Source organism: Streptomyces sp. NPDC088812, from assembly GCF_044750285.1.
GTDB lineage: Bacteria > Actinomycetota > Actinomycetes > Streptomycetales > Streptomycetaceae > Streptomyces.
Genome location: NZ_JBIVJP010000039.1, coordinates 11,561 through 32,721, shown reverse-complemented (window position 1 = coordinate 32,721; position 21,161 = coordinate 11,561). Strand labels below are relative to the sequence as shown.

Below are 21,161 nucleotides of genomic sequence, written 5' to 3'. Positions count from 1 at the left end.
GCGGGGTGTCACGTCCAGGAGGGGACCAGGCGGCCGGTGCCATGCCGGCACCCCGACGCCCCGGCCTCCCGACACCCCGACGCCCCGGCCTCTCGGCCCCTCGGCCGGTCCGCCGGGGTCTCTGCCGGCCCGCTGGTCCCGGAGAGCGGCTCTAGTCGTCGTACGTCGCGCAGAGGGTGTGCACTTTCTTCCGGGCGGCCACCGCCTCCGCACCCTTCACGTCGTTGGTCTGCAAGCGGCTCACGATGTTCTGCATCGCCGTGTCCAGGTCGTCGTAGCGGTCGTCCAGTTCGGCCGCGGAGTGGGCCAGTGCGGAAGCGGCTCCCACGCGGTTGTAGCGGGCCTCGAAGGCGCTGTCGGAACCGCCGTAGACGGCGCTCAGCTCCGGAACCCGGCGGAACGCCTGACAGGCGCCCGCCGCGTCGGCCCGGGCATCGCCCAGACCGGTGCCGGCGGCCGCGCTGTCCCCGCCGGCCCACAGCAGCCAGCCGAGACCCACCCCCGCTCCACCGGCCACGACCGCCGTGATCAGCGGCGCTCTCCACCGGGCGGAGGGACGGCTGCCGGCGGCGGGAGTCGGCGGGTGGGAGGGAGGCGGCGGGACGGGCGCGGGAACGGTCATCGACTCGGCTTTCTCCGTCGGACGGGCGGGCGGTCGCGCTGCTCGGAACGGGCAGCAAGATAGCCGCCTCCACGTACACCTGTCTCCCCGTCGAACGCAGAGCGAGCCCGTCACGGACCACCGCTCGGGACGGGTTCGCCGGGTCATGGCCGCGCCCACCAGGAGCAGGGCGGTCAGGGCCGCACCCCTGCGGTCGTCCGCCTCTCGGGGACCGCCAGGGAGCGGGTGGTGACGAGCACGGAGCCGTCGGAACGCGGCTCGCCCTGCACCCGGCGCGGCAGCAGGCGGTTGACGGCGTCGGCGGTCGCCCATCCCCGTGCCCCCGCCCGTCTCCTGGCTCTCCCGGCTGAACGGAGGCGGGGGCGGGGGCTCGGCGGTCCGGCCCCGGGACGCCGGTCAGGCCGGGTGTCACGCGTGGTGCGGAACGAGGGTGTGTCAGGGCCCGTTCACAGCAGGCGCCGGATGTCGCCGCGGACCCGGTAGAAGCCGCCGGCCGCCGGGTGCAGCGCGTCCACGACGTAGCGTGCCCCGGGCACCCGTATCGCGCGGGGGAACTGGACCCTCCAGGACGAGTCGTAGCCGTCGGACACCACGTGCACGCGCACCCGGCCGCCCTCGCTGACGCACTCGACCACGACCGTCCCGGCGGGAGCCCGGTCCACGCCGGCCACCGCGTCCGCGGCCGTCGCCGGCGCGTGGGCCGGCAGGGCCGCCGCGAGCTTGATGTCCCGCGCCACCGGCACCGTGCCCTGCTGGGCCGCGGAGACGGCCGCCTCGCTCGCGTCCACGCACACCAGTGAGCCGTCGGTGGTCACCAGGTACAGCCGCTCGTCGCGGTACTGCATCGACAGTGCCGAGCCGCCGCCCGTACCGAGCTTCCACAGCCGCGTACCGTCCTGGTCGAAGCAGTAGACGGAGGACGAGGCGTCGCCGGCGAAGACGAACCGTCCGCCGGGCGACGTGGCGCACGAGTACACCGCGCTGTCGCAGGCGTAGGTGGCCTCGATGCCGCCGGTCGCCTTCGACAGCCGCTGCACCACGCGGTGCGCGGTTCCCGCGTACACGGCGTCGTCCTCCTGCCAGCCGAACAGCACCCCGCCCCGGGTGGGGGTGTGCCACAGTTCGCCGCCGCCGTCGGGCGCGTAGGCGGTGACGCCGCGGTAGTGGCCGTGGTAGACGGCCCGGTCGTCGGCGCGGACCATCCAGGCGTGCTCGCCCTGGCTGCGGCGGGCCCACTGGTGTTCGTCCTCGTGGTCGATGACGGTGAGCCGGCCGTCGCGGTCGGAGACGTTCAGGATGCCCTCGTGGATGTCCAGCCAGAAGATGTCGACGTCCGCGGCGATGTCGTACGCGGCGAACGGCAGCTTGGAGGACAGGTCGTAGACCTTGCCGTCGTCACAGCCGGCGTAGATCCAGAAGTCGTCGGCGACCAGGCACTTGACACCGTCCGGCAGGCTGAAGCGGGCGAGGACGCCGCCGTCGTGGTCCAGGGTGTAGACGTCACCGGACTGGTTGCCGACCCAGCAGTGCCGGTCGTCGACGTGGATGCCGAACGCCGACGAGCCCGTGCGGAACCGCCACAGCACCGGTGCCACGGCACGCGCGGTGGAGGGAGCCGACGACACCTGGCGCCGGGTCACCGGGCGGGGGGCCCGCTGTCCGGCGACGGCCGGGGCGTACCCCTTGCGGACCTTCTCCCCCACCTTCTTCGCGGCGGCGGCCTGCGCCTTCTGCGGGGTCGGGAACGTCGTCGTCTGGGTCTGGCCGGCGGCGCCGATCCGCCCGTACCGCACCGTCACCTCCTGTCCGGCGACGGACACTTCGTAGAACTTGTGCGCGCCGCCACTGTCCTGCGACAGCTCCAGATACGTCGTCGACACCGCAGACCCCGCAGACATGACAGCCCCTCCCCGAACACGGACCCGCGGTCGTTCCGGCGGGTCCCACTGCTCACACCATAGGAGGGACCACTGACAACGGCGGCCGACGGCCGTCGCGCCCTCCCGTGGGTGGGGCGGCGGTCACGGGCGCGGGCGGACGCCTCGTCCGCGCGGCACCGGAACGGCCAGGTCCGGGTCGCCGAACTCCGCGCGCAGCGCCTGGAAGGCGGTGACCTTGTCCTCGCCGAAGCGGCGGACGTGGGCGGCGTACTCGTCGGCGGAGAGGAACGCCGTGGGCCTGGACTTGCTGTGGAACTTGTCCGCGTACATCACCAGCTTCTCCTCGTCCGTCACCGCCAGGTAGTCGGCGACGGGCAGCGGGAGGCCCTGGCTCAGGACGTCGTTCTTCGTGACTCCCACGCCGGTGTGGTGGGAGCAGAAGCGGCACAGGACCTCCGGGAGGCCTTCGTCCTGGAGGATGGCGTGGCCGAGCAGTCCGTGCCGGATGTAGTTCTTGTGGTCCAGCCGTCCGTCGTCCGCATAGAGGCGGTAGACGCCGATGTCGTGCAGGAGGCAGCCGGCGCGGACCAGTTCGGCGTCGAGATGACGCAGATGCGGCGCGGAGAGGAGTTGCTCGGCGATGGACCAGACGACCTCGCAGTGCGAGTGCACCAGATCGAACGCCTCGGCGGTCGGCGCGTACTTCTCGTGCAGCGCACGGATCTCTTCGGGTCCCGGAATCCTCATCCGGGGAGCGTAGCAACCGCGGACGCACCGGCGGACCGGGACGAGGCGCCGTGACGGCCGGCCCCGCCGGTCCGGCCCCTGGGCGCCGGGCGGGGTCCGGGCGGTCGCAGGGGCGTTGTCAGTGGTGGAGTCAGTGATGGCAGGGGCGTTGTCAGTGGTGGCAGGCAGGATGACCCGCATGACAACGCCTGCTGCAGTGATTGTGGACGCCGCCGCCTACGCGCAGGCGGTCGAGGACGCGGTACAGGCGTCGGCCGCCTACTACTCCGGGGGCACCTCGGCGCTGGACGACGACGCCTACGACCGGCTGGTGCGCTCCATCGCGGCCTGGGAGGCGGACCATCCCGGGCAGGTGGTGCCCGACTCGCCGACCGGGAAGGTCGCCGGCGGCGCCGTCGAGGGGGACGTGCCGCACACGGTGGCGATGCTGAGCCTGGACAACGTGTTCTCGCCGGAGGAGTTCGCCGCGTGGGCCGCGTCGTTGGCCCGCCGGGTCGGCCATGAGGTGGAGCGGTTCAGTGTCGAGCCGAAGCTGGACGGTCTGGCGATCGCGGCCCGCTACACCGACGGCCGCCTGACGCGGCTGATCACCCGGGGCGACGGGACGGCCGGGGAGGACGTCTCGCACGCGGTCGGCACCGTCGAGGGACTGCCGGAGCAGCTGGCCGAGCCGGTCTCGGTGGAGGTGCGCGGTGAAGTCCTGATGACCACCGCCCAGTTCGAGCACGCCAACGAGGTGCGCACCGCGCACGGCGGCCAGCCGTTCGCCAACCCGCGCAACGCCGCGGCGGGCACCCTGCGCGCCAGGGACCGCGCGTACACCGTGCCGATGACGTTCTACGGCTACGGCCTGCTGCCCCTCGCCGACACCGCGTCCCGCTCGCCGACCGGCTGGCGGAGGCGGCGCACAGCGACCTGATGGCCCGGGCCGCCGCCCTCGGGGTGAACACGACCGCCGCCACCGCCGTGCCCGGCGTCACCGCCGGCACCGTCGACGAGGTCCTCGGACGGGTGCGGGAGATCGAGGCCCTGCGGCCCGGACTGCCGTTCGGGATCGACGGGATCGTGGTCAAGGCCGACCTGGCCGCCGACCAGCAGGCTGCCGGATCGGGGTCGCGGGCACCGCGATACGCGGTCGCCTTCAAGCTGCCGGCCGTCGAGAAGATCACCCGGCTGCTGGCGGTGGAGTGGAACGTGGGCCGCACCGGCGTCATCGCCCCCCGCGCCGTCCTGGAGCCGGTCACCATCGACGGCTCCACGATCACCTACGCCACCCTCCACAACCCGGCCGACATCACCCGCCGCGACCTGCGCCTGGGCGACCACGTGATGGTCCACCGGGCCGGCGATGTCATCCCCCGCATCGAAGCACCCGTCGCTCACCTGCGGACCGGCGACGAGCAGCCGATCGTCTTCCCCGAGACGTGCCCGCGCTGCGGTTCCGGCATCGACAGCAGCGAGCAGCGCTGGCGCTGTGAGAACGGCCGCGACTGCCACCTCGTCGCGTCCCTCTCCTACGCCGCCGGCCGCGACCAGCTCGACATCGAAGGGCTCGGCCACACCCGTGTCGTCCAGCTCGTCGAGGCGGGCCTGGTCGCCGATCTCGCCGACCTGTTCACCCTCACCCGCGACCAGCTCCTCGGTCTGGACCGCATGGGGGACACCAGCACCGACAACCTCCTCGCCGCGCTGGCCGCGGCCAGGAACCAGCCGCTGTCGCGGGTGCTGTGCGCGCTCGGCGTGCGGGGCACCGGCCGCTCCATGTCCCGCCGGATCGCCCGGTACTTCGCCACCATGGACAACCTCCGCGCCGCCGACGCCGAGACGGTCCAGCAGGTCGAGGGCATCGGCACCGAGAAGGCGCCGTCCATCGTGGCCGAGCTGGCCGAACTCGGCCCGCTCATCGACAGACTCGTCGCGGTCGGCGTCAACATGACCGAGCCCGGCGCCACCCCGCCCACCGCCGCACGCGACACCGGGGACGGCACCGTACCCGAGCAGCCGTCCGGCGGCGGGGGTCCGCTGGACGGCATGACCGTGGTCGTCACCGGCGCGATGACCGGCCCGCTGGAGAAGCTCAGCCGCAACCAGATGAACGAGCTCATCGAACGCGCCGGCGGCCGCTCCTCCTCCAGCGTCTCCAAGAAGACCAGCCTCGTCGTCGCCGGGGAGAACGCCGGCTCCAAGCGCGCCAAGGCCGAGACCCTCGGCATCCGCCTGGCCGGCCCCGACGAGTTCGCCGCCCTCGTCGCCGGCTTCCTCGACACCGACACGGACACGGACACGGACACGGACGGGGACGGGGACGGGGACGGGGACGGGGACGGGGAGCCGTCGAAGTAGCAGCGCGCGCCGACGAGTTCCGGCCGGCGCCGCAGCCGCTCGCCACGGCCACGGCCACGGCATCGGGTGCGCCGGAACGCAGGCCATGCGCGCGCCGGCAGGCGGCGAGGCGCTCCGCCGAGGTCCGGCGAGCTGCCGGCTGACGGCCATGAGAGCCATGAAGGCCATGACGGCCATGACGGCAGTAACCCTGCGCGCGCACTGCCGAGGCTCACGCCGTCAGATGGGCCAGCACCGAGAGCATCGCGCGGTGCACGGCCTTGCGGGACTCGTCGGTCGGGTCGAGGGTCTCGAAGCCGTGGTGGCCGTGCGGCACGTCGATCACCTCGACGTTCGCCCGGCACTCCCGGGCCGCGGCGAGGAACCCTTCGACGGTGGCGGCGATCTCGGGTGCCTCCCGCCCGACCCGGGTGAGCACGACGGGCAGGGTGCCCGCCCCGGCCAGCGCGTCCGCCGGGCGGAAGCGGCTGTCGGCCAGGCCCCAGTTCGGCAGGGGCGCCAGGACCGGGTAGGTGGCGGCCAGGCAGCGCAGCCACGCCGGGGGTGCCCCCAGCCAGTCGGCCGTGAGCGGTCCGCCGCCCGAGAAGAACCACAGCGCGACCCGGTCGGGGTCCACCCGCGGATGGGCCCGCACCAGCTCCACCGCGGCGGCCACGTCGGCTGCGGCGCGCTCGTAGTGCGCCACGTGGTGCAGACGGTGGTCGAGGGTGGCGCCCACCGCGCCGTGCGCGGCGGCGTACCGGGCGTACCCGACCAGGGTCGGCCAGTCCCGCGGGGTGGGGACGGCTCCGGCGGGCACCGGGCCGCCGTGCACGAACACCACCGCCGGACGCGGAGCCCCGGCGTCGGGCAGGTGGAGGTCGACGTGGTCGTGGCGTTCGCGCGGGAATGCGGGGACCTCGAGCAGGAACGGCCGCAGGTGCGCGGGCGGTTCGGCCCGGTCGGCCGGGATCAGCCGGTGCCCTTCACCGGACGCGGCCCGCAGCAGGACGTCGGCCAGCTCGGCGGGGCAGGAGAGCATCGGCCAGTGCCCGGTGGGGAGTTCGAAGAACGTCACCCGGGGATCGGTCAGCGCCCGCAGGGCGGGGTCGCCGAAGTCGACGAGTCTCCGGACGGCCTCGATGCTCGCACCGTTGCCGGTGCACAGCACTCCGGTGGTGGGCACCGCGGCCACCGCGCCCGTCAGCCGCAGCGGCTGGAGCAGGGTGCCCAGGGGCTGCGGTGCGGCGAGGGCGGTGAGCCGGTCCAGCGCCGTGTCGGGCACTCCGGCGGTGCTGCCCCAGCGGTGCCACGCGTCACGGCCGGGAGGCGCCAGTTCCCCGTCGGTCCCGCTCGTCGCACCGGGCCCGGCCGGCCGCGCGCGCAGCTCCTGGCCGGGCAGGGCCGTGAGAGCCGGGACGCCGTCCTGCGGCATTCCCGTGTCCAGGCAGACGACGCGCGCGACGCGCTCCGGCCGGCGGTCGGCGGCGCCGAGCACCGGGTGGGCGCCGTAGTCGTGGCCGACCAACACGACGTCCCGCCCGGCCGGCGCCGCGCCCACCGCGTCGATCACCGCGACCACGTCCGCGATGTGGGTCTCCAGGTCGACCCGGGCCCCCGCGGCGGGGCGGGCCCCGTCGAGCCCGGTGAGGGCGGCCGTGTGGACCTCGGCGCCCGCCGCGGTCAGTCGCGCGGCCGTCTCCTCCCACACGTGGGCACCGGTGAACACACCGGACACCAAAATGAATGCGGTCATGACCCTCTCCTCCAGCACGCCGTCGTCCGCGGACCGGCCCCTTCTCCGGCCCGCGCTCGCCGGTACGGTAGGAACTCCCCCTGAGGGAGGTTCAACTGTCCATGTCGAACGACGGCCTGTGGGGCATCGGCGAACTCTCCGAGCACGCGGGCGTGACCGTCAAGACCGTCCGTTTCTACTCCGACCGCGGTCTGCTGCCGGAGACCTCGCGCAGCGCCGGCGGACACCGCCGCTACGGCCCCGAAGCGCTGGACCGGCTGCGTCTGATCCGGTCCCTGCGCGCCCTGGACCTGCCGGTGCCCGAGGTGCGCCGCATCCTCGACGCGCAGGACCGGGAGTGTGCGGAGGGCGGCGTTCTGGAGGACGCCGTCGCCGGGCGGCTGCGCGCGCTCGGTTCCGAACTCAGGACGCTGCGCTGGCGGGAGGCGGCGCTGCGGCTGGTGCGGGACTGTCCGCCCGGGGAGCGGGCCGAGCGGCTGTGCCTGGTCGGCGCGGTGGCGGCCCCGCCGAGCACGGCCGCGCCGGCCCGTTTCTGGCGCGCCTGGCTCCCGCCGCGGATGCCGGCCCGGTCGGTGGCCGCGTTCCTGGAGGTGGCGGTCCCGCAGCCGCCCGACGACCCGACCCCGGCCCATGTGCTCGCGTTCGCCCGGCTGCACGCCCTGACGACCCGCCCGTGTGCGGGTGCCGCGCGGCCCCAGCCCGAGGCGCACCGGCTCGCCGGGGCCCGTGGGGCGGCCGTGCTGTACGCGGGCCTGGCCGAGGCGTACGAGCTGGCGGGCGACCGGCTGCGCCGGGACGGCGAGCCGAGTCCCGGCGAGGCGCTGGACGGCTTCGTGGCCGCGTACGCGAGCGCGTACGGCGCCCGGGACACCCCGGACTTCCGCCGGCTGCTGTCCGGGCAGCTCGCGGCCGACCCGAGGATCGACCGGTACTGGGAGCTCGTCGCCGAACTGACCACGCCCCCCGGCGGCCGGCCCGAGCCGACCCCCGGCTCGGCGCACGACTGGCTGCTCGAGGCCCTCACCGTGCAGACCGCCACGACGGCCTGACCGGACGGCGGCGGCGAGCCCCCTGGAGCTCGGGGCACGCCCTCGCGAGAACGGGAGCGGGAACGGGAACGGGATCGGGATCGGGATCGGGATCGGGAGGCGGCTCGGGCTGCCGGCCGAGCGGGACGCGGAGCGGCCGGCGGACCACCGCCGGCCTCCGCCGTCCTCCGCCGGCCTCCGCAGTCCTTCTTGCTAGGCCTGCGGGACCGCCTCCTTCGACGTGGTGTCGAGGCCGCCGTCCGCCGCGTCGGGCTGGGTGTCGGCGAGGGGCTTCTCCGGCAGGATCAGGGCGAGCACCAGGCCGACGACGAAGACCGGGGTGAGGTACAGGAACACCGGGGTCAGCGCGTGCTGGTAGGCGTCGATGACCAGGGACTGGGTCTCGGCCGGGAGGGCGTGGACCAGGGCGGGGGTCAGCGACTCGGAGCCGCCGACGGACGCGGTGGCGTCGCCGGGCAGGGTGGCGGCGAGCTGGTCGGTGAGCCGGGAGGCGAACACGGAGCCGACGGCGGCGGTGCCGAGGGTGGCGCCGATCTCGCGGAAGAAGTTGTTGGACGAGGTGGCGGTGCCGACCTCGGTGGCCGGGAAGTCGTTCTGCACGGCGAGGACGAGGGTCTGCATCAGCAGGCCGACGCCGGCGCCCATCAGGAAGACGTACGCGCAGACGAGCACGATCGAGTCGTCCACGTCCAGCGTCGACATCAGGAAGACGGCGATCCCCGTGATGACCGAACCGGCGATGGGGTAGGCCCGGTAGCGGCCGGTCTTGCTGATCAGGGCGCCGGACGGGATGGCGGTGGACATGATGCCGACGACCATCGGCATCATCAGCAGTCCGGCCTCGGTGGCGGTCTTGCCGTACACCATCTGGAGGTAGGTGGGCAGGTAGCCGACCACGGCGAACATGCCGACGCCGACGACGAGGAGGCCGATCAGGGTGGAGATGTTGAAGATCCGGCTGCGGAAGATGCCCGGCGGGATGATGGGCTCGGCGACCCTGCGCTCGACCGTGAAGAACAGGATCCAGGCGACGACGCCCCCGGCGGCCAGGGCGAGGATCAGCGGGTCGGTCCAGTCGTAGTCGTTGCCGCCCCAGGTGGCGACGAGCACCGTGCAGGCGACGGCCGCGGCCATCAGCACGAAGCCGGCGTAGTCGAAGGCAACCTTGACGTGGCGGCGCGGCAGTCGCATGCCGAAGGCGCAGATGGCCAGGGCGAGTACGCCGAGCGGCAGGTTGATCCAGAAGCACCAGCGCCAGTCGGAGCTGTCGGTGAACCAGCCGCCGAGCAGCGGTCCGGCGACCGAGGCGAGGCCGAACACGGCGCCCATCGGCGCCATGTACTTGGCGCGCTGCCGGGGCGGTACCAGGTCGGCGATGATCGCCTGGCTGGTGATCATGAGGCCGCCGCCGCCCAGGCCCTGCACGGCCCGGCCGATGACGAGGAGCGTCATGGACTGCGCGGCGCCGGCGAGGGCGGAGCCCAGGATGAAGACGGCTATGCCGGCGAGGAAGACGGCCTTGCGGCCGAGCATGTCGCCGAGCTTGCCGTAGACGGGCATGCCGATGGTGGCGGCGAGGATGTACGCGGTGGTCACCCAGGCCATGTGGCTGACGCCGTCGAGTTCGCCGACGATCGTGGGCAGGGCCGTGGAGACGATGGTCTGGTCGAGGGCGCCGAGCAGCATCGCGATCATGAGGCTGGCGAAGATCAGCCCGAAGTGGCGCGGGAGGCCGGTGGGTTCGGCGGGCGGGGCGTCGGCCGTACCCTGCCCGGGTATGCCGGGGTCGGGCCGGGCCGCGGTGGAGGAGGCTGTGGGCATGTCGGGAACTTTCTGAGTCGGTCGGTGGTGCGGGCAGCCCGGCGTCCGGTCCCGTGCGGGACGTACGCGGGCTGAGAAGCCGGGGTGCGGGGCGCCGGCGCCGAAGCGGCCGGGGTCCGGCGGTCCTTACTCGGGCTGGTCGGACAGGAGCGTGCGGAGCAGGGCGGCGGCGTGTCGGAGTTCCGCGGCCGGCGAGGAGTCCCCCGGCTCGTCGGTGTCGCGCCGCCCCGCCGCGGTGGGCGTGCCGTGGGTCCCGTCGCGCTCCGCGGGCTCCTCCCCGCCGGTGGACCACTGCTGGAGGCCGACGCGTACGACGGACAGGGCGAGGCCGGTCAGGAGGGCGGGCAGGGGATCCGTCGCGGGGACGCCGAGGCGTTGGGCGACGACACCGGTCAGTTCGCTCTCGAAGGCGTCGAACCGGGCGTGCACGACGGCGGCCAGTTCGGGATGGGCGGAGGCGATGCGGACCATCGCCCGGAAGTGCCGGCGTCCGCCCGAGAGCGGGGGATCCTCGTCCAGGTGGTGGATCAGAACGTCCACCAGGTCCGCCAGGACGCGGCGCGGTCGCGGGTCCCCCTCGCCGATCCGGCGCCGCTGCTCGTCGGTGAGCGGCGGTGGGCCGACGGCAAGGGCGGACTCCTTGGTCGGGAAGTAGTTGAAGAAGGTCCGCGGGGAGATGCCGGCCTCGGCGCTGATCATGTCGACGGTCACGTGCGCCAGCCCGTCACGCTCCACGAGCCGCACGGCGGCGGCATGGATCGCCTGAGCGGTCTCCCGCCGTCGTCGGGCACGCAGACCCTCCGGTGCGGCGGAGGGTGGCGCGGAGGCGGAGTCACGGGAGGAGGAGGGCCGGGAGGTCACATCCCCATTCTTGCAGAAGGTGCAAACATTGCACAAACTGCAAGTCGCACCTCCGCCGGCCGGGGCGGCCGGGCCAGCCGGGGCAGGTTGGCATGACAATGCCAAGTCCATGCGGCCCGTTACGCTGTTCGCCGCCCTCCGAGGATTCCTCGGCGTCCCCGCTTTCCGCGGCAGTGACCTGCGCCGATGCCCAGTTTGCAGCAACCGTTACGCCTGCCCGGGTGACTCGTGCGCCGATGCGTCATGTTGCAGTGGTGACGGCGGGTCGATTGCCTCATAAGTGGCGTAGAACAGGGGCGTCGCGCAGACCGGCTGGACGCCGCGTTTTGGGAGGAATCTTGAGAAGCGCACATGTTGGCGTGGGTATCGGCCTGGTCCTCGGTGCCCTGGCCCTGCAGGCTCCGGCCGCTGTCGCCACCGACGACTCGGGGCTCGACATCCGCCCCCGGGCGGGCTCCGCCGGCTCCACGGTGACCGTCAGCACCACGGCCTGCGGCGACGAGACGTACGGCAAGGGCGAGTCGGAGGCGGCGGGGTCGTTCCACCTCTACGGCGACGAGGGCAAGGGGGTGCTGACCGGCGAGTTCACGGTGCCGGAGGATGCCTCGCCCGGCACCGACACCGTGACCGTCAAGTGCCCGCCGAGGACCAGGATCACGGACACGTACGAGCTCACGGACCGCCGGCCCCGCGGCGCCGTCGAGGCCGGTTTCGGCGACTCCTCGGACACCGGACCGCAGCTCGCCCTGGGCGGGGCGCTGGTCGCCGCGGCCGGCGTCGGGTGGCTGGTGCGGGTACGGCACCGCTCGAACGGGAACCGCACCTGACCGCCCGCCTCCCCGCGCGCCGGCCCCCGGTACCGTCTCCGGCCCGGGGGCCGCGCCGCCCGAACCCGAAGTCGCCCCCTCCGCCGCCCCCGCCCCCGCCCCCGACGCACGACGCGAACGCGACAGCAGCCGAGCACGACACCGGCGCGTCCTCTCCGCCGCCGCCGTCGTTCGTCCCGTCGGTCAGGCTCCTGACCTGGACGCTGGTGGTGGGCGCCGTGCTGCTGACCAGCGCGTTGCGCGACGAGCGGCCACCGCAGCCGTCCGTGGGCCAGGCCTTCTCCGCCACGACGGCACCCACGCCCGGCCGCACGGTCCGGACCGCCCCCTCCGGCGTCCCGCCCATGCCCCCCGCGGAACCGCTCCGGCTCCGCATCCCCGCCATCGGCGTGGACGCGCCCCTGACGAAGCTGAGCCTCGACGCGGCGGGGGCGCTGCGGCCCCCGCCGGCCGACGACCCCGCCCTCGCCGGCTGGTACGGCGACGGCACGGCGCCCGGCTCCGCCGGTACGGCGATCACCACGGGGCACGTGGACCTGCCCACCGGCAGGCCCGGCGTCTTCTACGGCCTCGGCGCACTGGCCAAGGGCAACACGATCGAGATCCCCCGGGCGGACCGGCGCACGGCCGTGTTCACCGTCGACGCGGTGGAGGTCTACGCCAAGGACCGCTTCCCGGACGAGAAGGTGTACGGCGGTTCCGGCCGGCCCGAGCTACGGGTGATCACCTGCGGCGGCGGCTACGTCGAGCACGCCGGGTACCAGGGCAACGTCGTCGTCTACGCCACCCTCACCGCCGTGCGGTAGCCCTGGGCCCTGTCGTCACATTCCCGTCGTCGCCCGAAGGGCGGCCCTGCGGCGTCAGGTGCGTGCTCTGGGGGTCCCCCCGGCCGAAGGCTGGGAGAGTGCCGGGCCCTGACCCTCGTACTGGATGTACTCGGGTCAGGGCCCGGTGCAGCGAGAGGGCGTGCATGGCGTCGCGGGGCAGACGGGAATGTGACGAGAGGGCCTAGCGCCCGCCGGTCGTCATCGCCCCGGTCACAGGGCGGCATCGTCCCACTGGGCGAGCAGGACGTCGGTCATGTCGTCGCCGGGTTCGGCGGCGCCCTCGTCGTGCAGTGCCTGCTCGGTCCAGATCACCTTCCCCTGCGGGGTGTAGCGGGTCCCCCAGCGCTGTGCGAACCGGGCCACGAGGAACAGTCCACGGCCTCCCTCGTCGGTGGCGGCGGCCCGGCGCAGGTGCGGTGAGGTGCTGCTGCCGTCGGACACCTCGCAGATCAGGGTCCGGTCGTACAGCAGGCGCACGGTGATGGGCGGGGAGCCGTAGCGGACGGCGTTGGTGGCCAGCTCGGAGAGGATCAGCTCGGTGGCGAAGCCGAGGTGCTCCAGGCCCCAGGCCGCCAGCCGGCGTCCGCACGCGGCGCGCACCGGCGCCACCGCCGCGGGGTCGGACGGGATCTCCCAGCGGGCGATCCGGTCCGGTTCCAGCAGGCGGGTCCGGGCCACCAGAAGGGCGACGTCGTCCCGGGGGGCGGGGGGCAGTACGGTGTCGAAGACCGCCCGGCAGGTGTCCTCCGGATCCCGCTCCGGGTGACCGGCCAGCGCGTCCCTCAGGAGAACGAGGCCCACGTCGATGTCGCGGCCGCGCTCCTCGACGAGCCCGTCGGTGTACAGCACCAGCCGGCTTCCCTCGGCCACCCGCAGCTCGGCCGCGTCGAAGGGCTCCGTACCCCCCACGCCCAGGGGCGGGGAGACGGGCACGCGGGGGAAGTCCACGGTGCCGTCGGGGTGGACCAGGGCCGGTCCCGGATGTCCGGCCCGCGCCATGGTGGCCAGCCCGGAGGCCGGGTCGTAGATCACGTACAGGCAGGTGGCTCCGGTGACGGTCCGGCCGTCGCCACTGCCGTCCGGGTCGTCCCTGTCACCGGTGCCGTCGCCGCCGTACCCGCCGTACCCGTCGGCCTCGTCCGCGTCGATGCGGGCGACGAGTTCGTCCAGGTGGGCCAGGAGCTCGCCGGGGGCCAGGTCGAGGGAGGAGAAGTTGTGCACGGCGGTCCGCAGCCGGCCCATGGTGGCCGCGGCGTGGAGACCGTGGCCGACGACGTCCCCGACCACCAGGGCCACGCGCGCTCCGGGCAGCGGAATGATGTCGAACCAGTCGCCGCCCACGTCACCGGACTCGGCGGGCCGGTAGCGGTGGGCGACCTCCAGGGCACTGGGCGCGGGCAGGAACCGGGGCAGCAGGCTGCGCTGCAACGTCACGGCCATGGTGTGCTCGCGGGTGTAACGGCGGGCGTTGTCGATGGCCACCGCGGCCCGCGTGGCCATCTCCTCGGCCAGGGCCAGATCGTCGTTCTCGAACGGCTCGGGCTTCGTCGAGCGCCAGAAACCGGCCACGCCCAGGACCACGCCGCGGGCCCGCAACGGGACCGTGATGAGCGAGTGGATCCCGTGCTCGACGATGCGCCGGGCCCGCTCGGGGTCCGGGGCCCGGAACCCGGGGACGTAGCCGGGGACGAATCCGGGAACGGCGCGCAGGTCCGGATCGATCACCGCGCGCCCGGCGGCCGGGTCACCCGCCCGGGAGGCCGGCGGCACGCAGGTGACGCTCTCGCCCACCGGCACGAACGGAGCGTCCCCGCGGACCGCGGCGGCGGCGACACGGCGCAGCACATCCTCCCGTCCGGTCGGCTCGTCGCCGCGCAGCACCGGCTCGGCGAGGTCGACGGTGACGTAGTCGGTGAACCGCGGCACCGCCACCTCGGCCAGTTCCTCGGCCGTCCGGGTCACGTCCAGGGTGGTGCCGATGCCGACACTCGCGTCGTAGAGCACCTTCAGGCGCTCCCGTGCCGCCTCGGCCCGGTCGGACAGCACTCTCAGCTCGGTCCAGTCCCGCAGGGTCGCCACGCTGCCCGACGGCCCGCCGTAGCGGGCCAGCGGCCGCTGGTTCACCGCGAGCACCCGGCCGCCGGCCAGATGCACCTCGTCGGTGGCCTCGCGCCCCGAGGCCAGCAGCTCGGCGGTCCGCGGCGCGAGACCCAGGTCGTCCACCCGATGGCCCGGCGCGTCCGGGTCCAGCTCCAGCAGCCGCTGTGCCTCCTCGTTGGCCAGCAGCAGACGGTGGTCGGCGTCGACGATGACGACGCCTTCGCGAGCGGCGTGCAGCACCGCGTCGTGGTGCTCGTACATGCGGGTGATCTCGGCCGGCCCGAGGCCGTGGGTCTGGCGCAGCAGGCGTCTGCCGACCACCACCGCGCCGATCGTGCTGACGGCCACGGCGGCGGCCGTGACGCCCAGCAGGACCGGCAGCTGCCGCATGGCCACGGCGTTGATGGTCGCCACCGTCACGCCCACGGCGACCCCGCCGACCACCGTGCCGTCGCTGTCCTTGATGGGCTGGAACGTACGGACCGCGGTGCCGGCGCCGCTGTCGTTGCGCCCCGTGACCCCACGCCCGGTCCGCAGCGCCTCGTGGTCCTCACGGTAGGGGATGCGCGTGCCGATGTCGCGCGGCTCGGGCGCCGCGTAGGTGATGCCGTCCTCGTTCACGATGACGACGAAGTCGAGGTCGGCGACTTCTCTGATCGCTTCGACCCGTGGCTGCAACACCGCCGTCGGGTCGGGCGACTCCAGGGCCTCCACGACGTCCGGAGCCTGGGCGATCGTCTCGGCGACGGCGAAGGAACGATCCGTCGCGGCGCGGATGGCCTGGCGGTGAACCGTCAGCACCAGCAGGACGACGGCCACGGCGGCCAGCAGCAGCACCATCGCCATCTGGAGCACGAACATCTGGCCGACCACGCTGCGCACGCTCAGCAGCGGCCTCAGGCCGCGCCGTCCGTGCCACTGACCGCGTGGGGGATCATTCGCATGCTGAACGCCGGTCGAAGCCCGCAGCCACCGAGGCAATCGTGCCATACCTCCCTTTTACCCCCATATGGGGTGCCTCTCGCCGTGCCGCGCTCGAACAACCGGCATCCGCACCCGGGCCCTGGACGCGATCGGCTGCACCGAGGCCTGCCTGGCCGTCGGCTGCTCGACGACCGCCCGGGGCCAGATGCTCGACGTCGACGGCGATCTGGTCCGCGAGATGCCCGGCGCCCGCATCCCCGGCTCCGAGCTGCGCCCGTCCGGGCTTCGACCACGCCGGACCGAGCCAGCACGTGCGGGAGTCCGTGCTCCGGCCCAGCTGACCGGCGGCCCCGCTCGGCACCGGCGCGCGGGTCGTGCGCCGGAAGGCTCCCGGGAGAGGCGGTGGTCGTGCCTTCGGGCGAATCCCGGGCGGCCGCGTGGGGTGGCCGGGCGCCGGGTGGTACGAGCATGAGGATGTCCGGACACCGTCCCCCCACCTCGTCCCGGCCGCGTCGCCGCCCGGCCGCATGAGCGGCGCGGAGGCGCGGGTGCCGGACCCGCTGCGGATCGCCGCCGCGTACGCCTGGCGGATCATCGCCGTCGGCGTGGTCGTCCAGGCCGCGTTCTCGGTGCTGGGGCAGTTCCACCGCATCGCCGTCGCCGTCTTCCTCGGTCTCGTCGTCACGGCCGTGCTCCGGCCCGCGGCCGACCTCCTCGCCCGTGCCGTGCCCCGGCCGCTCGCGGTCGCCGTCGCGCTCGTCGGGGGCATCGTCGTCGTGCTCGGGGTGCTGGCCCTGGTCGGGGAGACCGTCGCGGGGCAGCGCGCCGGGCTGGAGCGGGAGTTCGTCTCCGGGATCGACCGGATCGAGCGACGGCTGGAGGGCCCGCCGTTCCGGCTCGACCCGGGAGCCCTCGACGACCTCCGGTCCCGGGTCGGCAAGCTGCTGTCGAGCCACCGCGCCACCGTCATCAGTACGGCGCTCAGCGGCGCGAGCCGGCTCGTCGAAGTGCTGACCGTGCTCGCCCTCGCCCTGTTCTGCTCGGTCTTCTTCACGCACTCCGGCGACCGGCAGTGGCGGTGGTTCTGCGATCGGCTTCCCGCGGCGGCACGGAAACGGGTCGCCGTCGCGGGCGGGGCCGCCTGGCGGACCTTCACCGGCTACACACACGGCATCCTGCTGGTGGCCGCGACCAACGCGGTCCTGGTCGGCATCGCCCTGTCCCTCCTGGGCGTGCCGCTCGCCGTGCCGCTGGCGCTGCTGGAGTTCTTCGCCGCCTTCGTCCCGTTGATCGGCTCGCCGATCGCCCTGGCGGTCGCCGCCGTCGTCGCGCTGGCGTCGAAGGGAGCGCTCACCGCCGCTCTGGTCGTGGTCCTGATCGTGGTCGTCGGACAGGTCGAGGGGCATCTGCTGCACCCTCTGGTGATGAGCTGGGCCGTCCGGCTGCACCCGGTGGTGGTCGCCCTGTCGGTCGTCGGCGGAGCGGTCGCGGCGGGGGTCGTCGGCGCGGTGGTGGCCGTACCGCTGGTGGCCGTCGTGTGGTCGGTGCACCAGGCGCTGTCGCGCCGGACGGGCGCGGCGGAAGCTGTCTGAACGGCACGGGACGGGCGGGCGGCACGGTCCGGGGCCGTGTTTCCCGCCCGGGCCGGGGGACAACGGCAGGAATTGCACGGCGCGGTGGTCCGCGGGACGCTGGAGAAGTCGGCCTTGCGGCGTTCGACGGCACGGCGCCGGCGACTTTTGGCGCTGCCGGGCGCCCTGGTGAGGGGGCCGGCGGGGGACCGGGCGACCGATGATCCGGGCAACCGACGATCGGAGCGGCCCCGCGCGGCAGGCCGGTACCGGGGGCGAGACATCCGTGCCTCCTCGAGGAGATCGTCATGGACAGTGCCGTCTTGGACGCGATGCAGACCTCGTTGCGGGGACCGGTCGTGGGCCCGCAGAGCCCCGAGTACGGCCCGGCACGACAGGTCTACAACGCGATGATCGACAAACGTCCGGCCGCGGTCGTGCGGTGCTCGGACGCCGCGGACGTCAGGGAGGCGGTCGGTTTCATCCGCGACAACGGCCTCGAACTCGCCGTCCGGGGCGGCGGGCACAGCGGTCCCGGTCTCTGTCTCGTGGACGGCGGTGTCACCGTCGACCTCTCGCCGATGCGCTGGGTACGCGTCGATCCCGGGGCGCGGACCGCCCAGGTGGGCGGCGGCAGCCGACTGGGCGACCTCGACCACGCCACGCACGGTTTCGGGCTCGCGACCCCCACGGGCATCGTGTCGATGACGGGCGTCGGGGGCCTGACGCTGGGCGGCGGGCACGGCTACCTCACCCGCAAGTACGGCCTGACGATCGACAACCTGCTCGCGGCGGACGTCGTGCTGGCCGACGGCAGTTACGTCACCGCCAGCGAGACCGAGCACCCGGACCTGTTCTGGGCCCTGCGCGGCGGCGGCGGCAACTTCGGCATCGTGACCTCCTTCACCTACCGCCTGCACCCGGTGGACACCGTCGGGGTCGGCATCACCGTGTGGCCGGTCGACCGCACCCACGAGGTCCTGACCTGGTACCGCGACTTCCTGCCGCAGGCCTCCGAGGACGTCTACGGCTTCTTCAACCTCTTCTCCGTTCCGCCCGGCCCGCCGTTCCCCGAGGAACTCCACGGCCAGAAGGTGTGCGGTGTCGTGTGGTGTCACACCGGTGCCCTGGACCGCACCGAGGACGTCCTGCGGGTCGTGGGCGATCCGGCGCCGCCCGCCTTCCACTTCACGGCGCCGATGCCCTACGACGCGCTGCAGAGCATGTTCGACGAACTGATCCCCAGCGGGTACCAGTGGTACTGGCGCGGGGACCTCTTCGACCGCGTACCGGACGCCGCCGTGGACGTGCACCTGAAGTACGGCGAGGCCCTCCCCACTCCCCTGTCGCTGATGCACCTGTACCCGGTCGACGCGGCGGCCCACCGGGTGGGCCGGGAGGACACCGCGTGGAGTTACCGGGACGCGGTCTGGTCCGGCGTGTTCGCCGGGATCGACCCCGATCCGGCGAACGCCGGGACCCTCAGGGAATGGTGCGTCGACTACTGGGAGGAGATGCACCCCCACTCCATGGGCGGCACGTACGTGAACTTCATGGGGCAGGACGAGCAACAGGGACGGGTCCGCGCCACCTACCGCGACCACTACGACCGGCTCGCGCAGGTCAAGCGGACGTACGACCCGCACAACCTGTTCCACGCCAACCAGAACATCGAGCCCGCCGCCCCGTAGCGCTGACCGCCGGACCGCACGCCCGGCGGCCGGTCACGCGCCGAGGCGGGCCGGCGCGGACCGGCACGGACGGCGCGGACCGGCATTCACCCCGCGGTGATCCGCAGGACGCCGGTCACCGTGCCCTGGAGGTAGGAGCCGTCCGGGGCGACGGTGCCGGCCATCTGGAGCGTGTCGTACAGGGAGCCGACACCGACGCGGACGGAGCGGGTGACGAGGCCGGTCTCGGGGTCGATCTGGGCGTAGCGGTAGGGGTCCAGCAGGCTCGTGCCCTTGGTGCCGGGGATCACCGGGTCCCGCAGCACGGTGTGCAGTGTGCCGTCGGCCGTGGACAGCTTCGGCACGGCGGCCGACCGCAGGGTGGTGTCCCAGACCTGGGTGCAGCCGGTCCCGTCGGCGCGTACGTCCACCCGGGTCAGGCCTCCGGCGAAGTCCGCCGAGGACGGTACGGCGTCACCGGCCCCTTCCGGCACCGCCGGGTACGGATAGCCGTAGGTGCCGGCGACGAAGACGCTGCGGCCCGCTCCGATCGGCGAGTTCTCGCTTCCGGGGCCGCCCGCGGCCTGGAGGACCGGCACCGAGCAGACCTCCGCGCCGGTGTCGGTGCGGTAGACCTCGAGGTGGACGGTGGTGTCGGCGTTGTCCACGATGGCGACGTACTCGGTGCCCGTCTCCGGTCCGAGGAAGGTGGGCGTCGAGCCGCTGCCCCAGCTCAGCAGCCCGGGCTTGCGGGCCTGGCCGCGGTCGTACGCCTGGCGCCACAGGATCTCGGGCGTGCCGTCGGCTCCGGCCGACAGCAGGTAGGTGGCGTGCGTCGTGGTGACGGCCGTGCCCTCGGGGGCGGTGGAGATGCTGTTGGCGACCCGCTCGCCCGCGGGCAGGGCCAGGGAGCGGACCGTGCCGGTGCGGTCGTCCGCCACGCCGACGACGCCGCCGCCGGTGGCGAACCAGACGCGGCCCTGCCAGTCCGGTGACAGGCCGGTCACCGCGTCACCCTCGGGGATGACGGAGGCCAGGGAGAGGCTCCGGTCGACCGACAGCTCCCAGTCACCGTCGGTGTTGCGGTGGTGGGCCACGCGCAGCAGGCTGCGGCTGCCGTCCGCGACGACGAGCCGGTCCTCGTTGTCGAGGTAGGCGTAGACGCCGCCCAGCAGCGAGCCCTTGGTGAGCTGGAGCGTGGCGAGGGAGGATCCGTCGTCGGGGTCGAGCAGATGCACCGTGGGGACCTGGCCGAAGATCGGGGTGCACAGGATGACCGGGTAGCCGTCCGCGCCGACCAGCACGGTGGGGCAGGCGGAGGCGAGGGCCACCCGGTTCGACGCCAGGGTTCCGGCGCCGGGACCGGGGAGCGGGGTGGTGTCCGAGGAGCCGGTGTCCCCGTGCATCGTGGCCGTGCCGTCCGGACCGGCGTACGGGTTGTGCGGGGGAACCGGGGTGTACACGCTGCCCGTGGACGCGGCGCCGGCCGGTGCGGTGGCGGCCACCGCGAGGAACGCGGAGATCAGCCCGGTGATCAGGGGTCTGCGGAGCGTGCGGCGGCGGGCGGGGGAGGAAGACATGACGCGGACGGAGTCCTTCCGTTGCGGGGAGGGAGGGCCCTCGATCGAGGGTGCGCCGTCGGAGACGGCAGGGCGGGGCGGGGCAGTGCGGGTCGCGCACGGCCCCGCGGGGTCATCGGGTGACGGCGGAGCGATGCGGCTCCCCGCGCGGGGTGGCAAGCGCCGGGGCCGGGAGAAGGCGGCGTCGGCCGGACGGTTCGACCGCGCGGGGAGCCGCCGGACGACGCGGCGGTTCGGCCGGTGGCGGCGCCGGGCACGGCGGCCCGCCGGGTCAGCCCCGGGAGTGACGACAGAGGGCGCCGGACGTCCGCGCGAGATCGACGTGACGTCGTCGCGTGAGGATCCGGGGCCTGTCCATCATGTGCATGATCGAAGCAGCTCGGTGACCGCGCGGTCAAGGAGCCACGGGGCCGAGGAGCGGGGAGTGCCGGGAAACAGTCCCGCGGGGTGGTGCCGGGAACAACCGCGCGGGGAGCGGCCGGAACCGCGTGTGCGGCGTGGGGCGGGGCGGGCGGCCCCCGCCCACCCCGGGGGGGGGGTGTACGCCCACCCCCGGCGGGGGGGGGGGGTCCCCCCCCGGCGGTCGGTGACGGTCCACGCCGGT

14 protein-coding genes and 1 pseudogene are annotated in these 21,161 nt (G+C 74.0%); 6 read left to right on the top strand and 9 right to left on the bottom strand.

Annotated elements, in window-relative coordinates:
• Positions 1–151 precede the first annotated feature (151 nt).
• The 3 genes from ACIP67_RS41945 to ACIP67_RS41935 form a co-directional block, all read right to left on the bottom strand.
• Positions 152–622: a hypothetical protein gene (locus tag ACIP67_RS41945; RefSeq protein WP_401699667.1), complete on the bottom strand. Its 471-nt coding sequence runs from the start codon at positions 620–622 to the stop codon at positions 152–154.
• A gap of 446 nt (positions 623–1,068) precedes the next feature.
• Positions 1,069–2,520 carry a WGR domain-containing protein gene (locus ACIP67_RS41940; protein ID WP_401699665.1) on the bottom strand — a complete coding sequence of 484 codons (1,452 nt, stop codon included), beginning with the start codon at positions 2,518–2,520 and terminating at the stop codon, positions 1,069–1,071.
• 123 nt (positions 2,521–2,643) lie between these two features.
• Entirely contained in the window at positions 2,644–3,249 is a 606-nt protein-coding gene (locus ACIP67_RS41935; protein ID WP_401699663.1) for an HD domain-containing protein, read from the bottom strand.
• A gap of 178 nt (positions 3,250–3,427) precedes the next feature.
• Between ACIP67_RS41935 and ligA the strand changes: the two are divergent.
• Positions 3,428–5,592, top strand: a pseudogene (gene ligA, locus ACIP67_RS41930) (NAD-dependent DNA ligase LigA).
• A gap of 211 nt (positions 5,593–5,803) precedes the next feature.
• Here ligA and ACIP67_RS41925 read toward each other — a convergent pair.
• A complete protein-coding gene (locus ACIP67_RS41925) occupies positions 5,804–7,327 on the bottom strand; it encodes an alpha/beta fold hydrolase (protein ID WP_401699661.1) in 1,524 nt (507 codons plus the stop codon).
• A 95-nt stretch (positions 7,328–7,422) separates the two neighbouring features.
• Between ACIP67_RS41925 and ACIP67_RS41920 the strand changes: the two genes are divergently transcribed.
• Positions 7,423–8,376 carry a MerR family transcriptional regulator gene (locus ACIP67_RS41920; protein WP_401699690.1) on the top strand — a complete coding sequence of 318 codons (954 nt, stop codon included), beginning with the start codon at positions 7,423–7,425 and terminating at the stop codon, positions 8,374–8,376.
• A 192-nt stretch (positions 8,377–8,568) separates the two neighbouring features.
• On the opposite strand, the gene ACIP67_RS41915 is transcribed toward ACIP67_RS41920, so the two are convergent.
• Both ACIP67_RS41915 and ACIP67_RS41910 read right to left on the bottom strand, forming a co-directional pair.
• The gene (locus tag ACIP67_RS41915) at positions 8,569–10,197 is read right to left on the bottom strand and encodes an MDR family MFS transporter (protein ID WP_401699659.1); all 1,629 of its coding nucleotides are present in this window, start codon (positions 10,195–10,197) and stop codon (positions 8,569–8,571) included.
• 126 nt (positions 10,198–10,323) lie between these two features.
• Positions 10,324–11,058, bottom strand: coding sequence for a TetR/AcrR family transcriptional regulator (locus ACIP67_RS41910; protein ID WP_401699657.1), 735 nt, complete (start codon positions 11,056–11,058; stop codon positions 10,324–10,326).
• Positions 11,059–11,417: 359 nt separating this feature from the next.
• Here ACIP67_RS41910 and ACIP67_RS41905 point away from each other — a divergent pair, with 359 nt between their 5' ends.
• Together ACIP67_RS41905 and ACIP67_RS41900 are read left to right on the top strand one after the other, a co-directional pair.
• Complete coding sequence (locus ACIP67_RS41905; protein ID WP_401699655.1) at positions 11,418–11,885, top strand: sortase; 468 nt, start codon at positions 11,418–11,420, stop codon at positions 11,883–11,885.
• A gap of 218 nt (positions 11,886–12,103) precedes the next feature.
• A complete protein-coding gene (locus tag ACIP67_RS41900; RefSeq protein ID WP_401699653.1) occupies positions 12,104–12,691 on the top strand; it encodes a class F sortase in 588 nt (195 codons plus the stop codon).
• 231 nt (positions 12,692–12,922) lie between these two features.
• On the opposite strand, the gene ACIP67_RS41895 is transcribed toward ACIP67_RS41900, so the two are convergent.
• Positions 12,923–15,673: a SpoIIE family protein phosphatase gene (locus ACIP67_RS41895; protein ID WP_401699687.1), complete on the bottom strand. Its 2,751-nt coding sequence runs from the start codon at positions 15,671–15,673 to the stop codon at positions 12,923–12,925.
• 590 nt (positions 15,674–16,263) lie between these two features.
• On the opposite strand from ACIP67_RS41895, the gene ACIP67_RS41890 reads away from it, so the two are divergent.
• Both ACIP67_RS41890 and ACIP67_RS41885 read left to right on the top strand, forming a co-directional pair.
• Positions 16,264–17,328 carry an AI-2E family transporter gene (locus tag ACIP67_RS41890; protein WP_401699650.1) on the top strand — a complete coding sequence of 355 codons (1,065 nt, stop codon included), beginning with the start codon at positions 16,264–16,266 and terminating at the stop codon, positions 17,326–17,328.
• A gap of 287 nt (positions 17,329–17,615) precedes the next feature.
• Positions 17,616–18,998, top strand: a complete 1,383-nt coding sequence (locus ACIP67_RS41885; RefSeq protein ID WP_401699648.1) for an FAD-binding oxidoreductase — start codon at positions 17,616–17,618, stop codon at positions 18,996–18,998.
• Between the two features lie 86 nt (positions 18,999–19,084).
• Here ACIP67_RS41885 and ACIP67_RS41880 read toward each other — a convergent pair whose 3' ends face one another.
• Both ACIP67_RS41880 and ACIP67_RS41875 read right to left on the bottom strand, forming a co-directional pair.
• Complete coding sequence (locus ACIP67_RS41880) at positions 19,085–20,557, bottom strand: hypothetical protein (RefSeq protein ID WP_401699647.1); 1,473 nt, start codon at positions 20,555–20,557, stop codon at positions 19,085–19,087.
• A gap of 271 nt (positions 20,558–20,828) precedes the next feature.
• Positions 20,829–20,915 (bottom strand): putative leader peptide, encoded by an 87-nt coding sequence (locus ACIP67_RS41875; RefSeq protein WP_401699684.1) that lies wholly within the window; start codon positions 20,913–20,915, stop codon positions 20,829–20,831.
• Between the last annotated feature and the right edge of the window lie 246 nt (positions 20,916–21,161).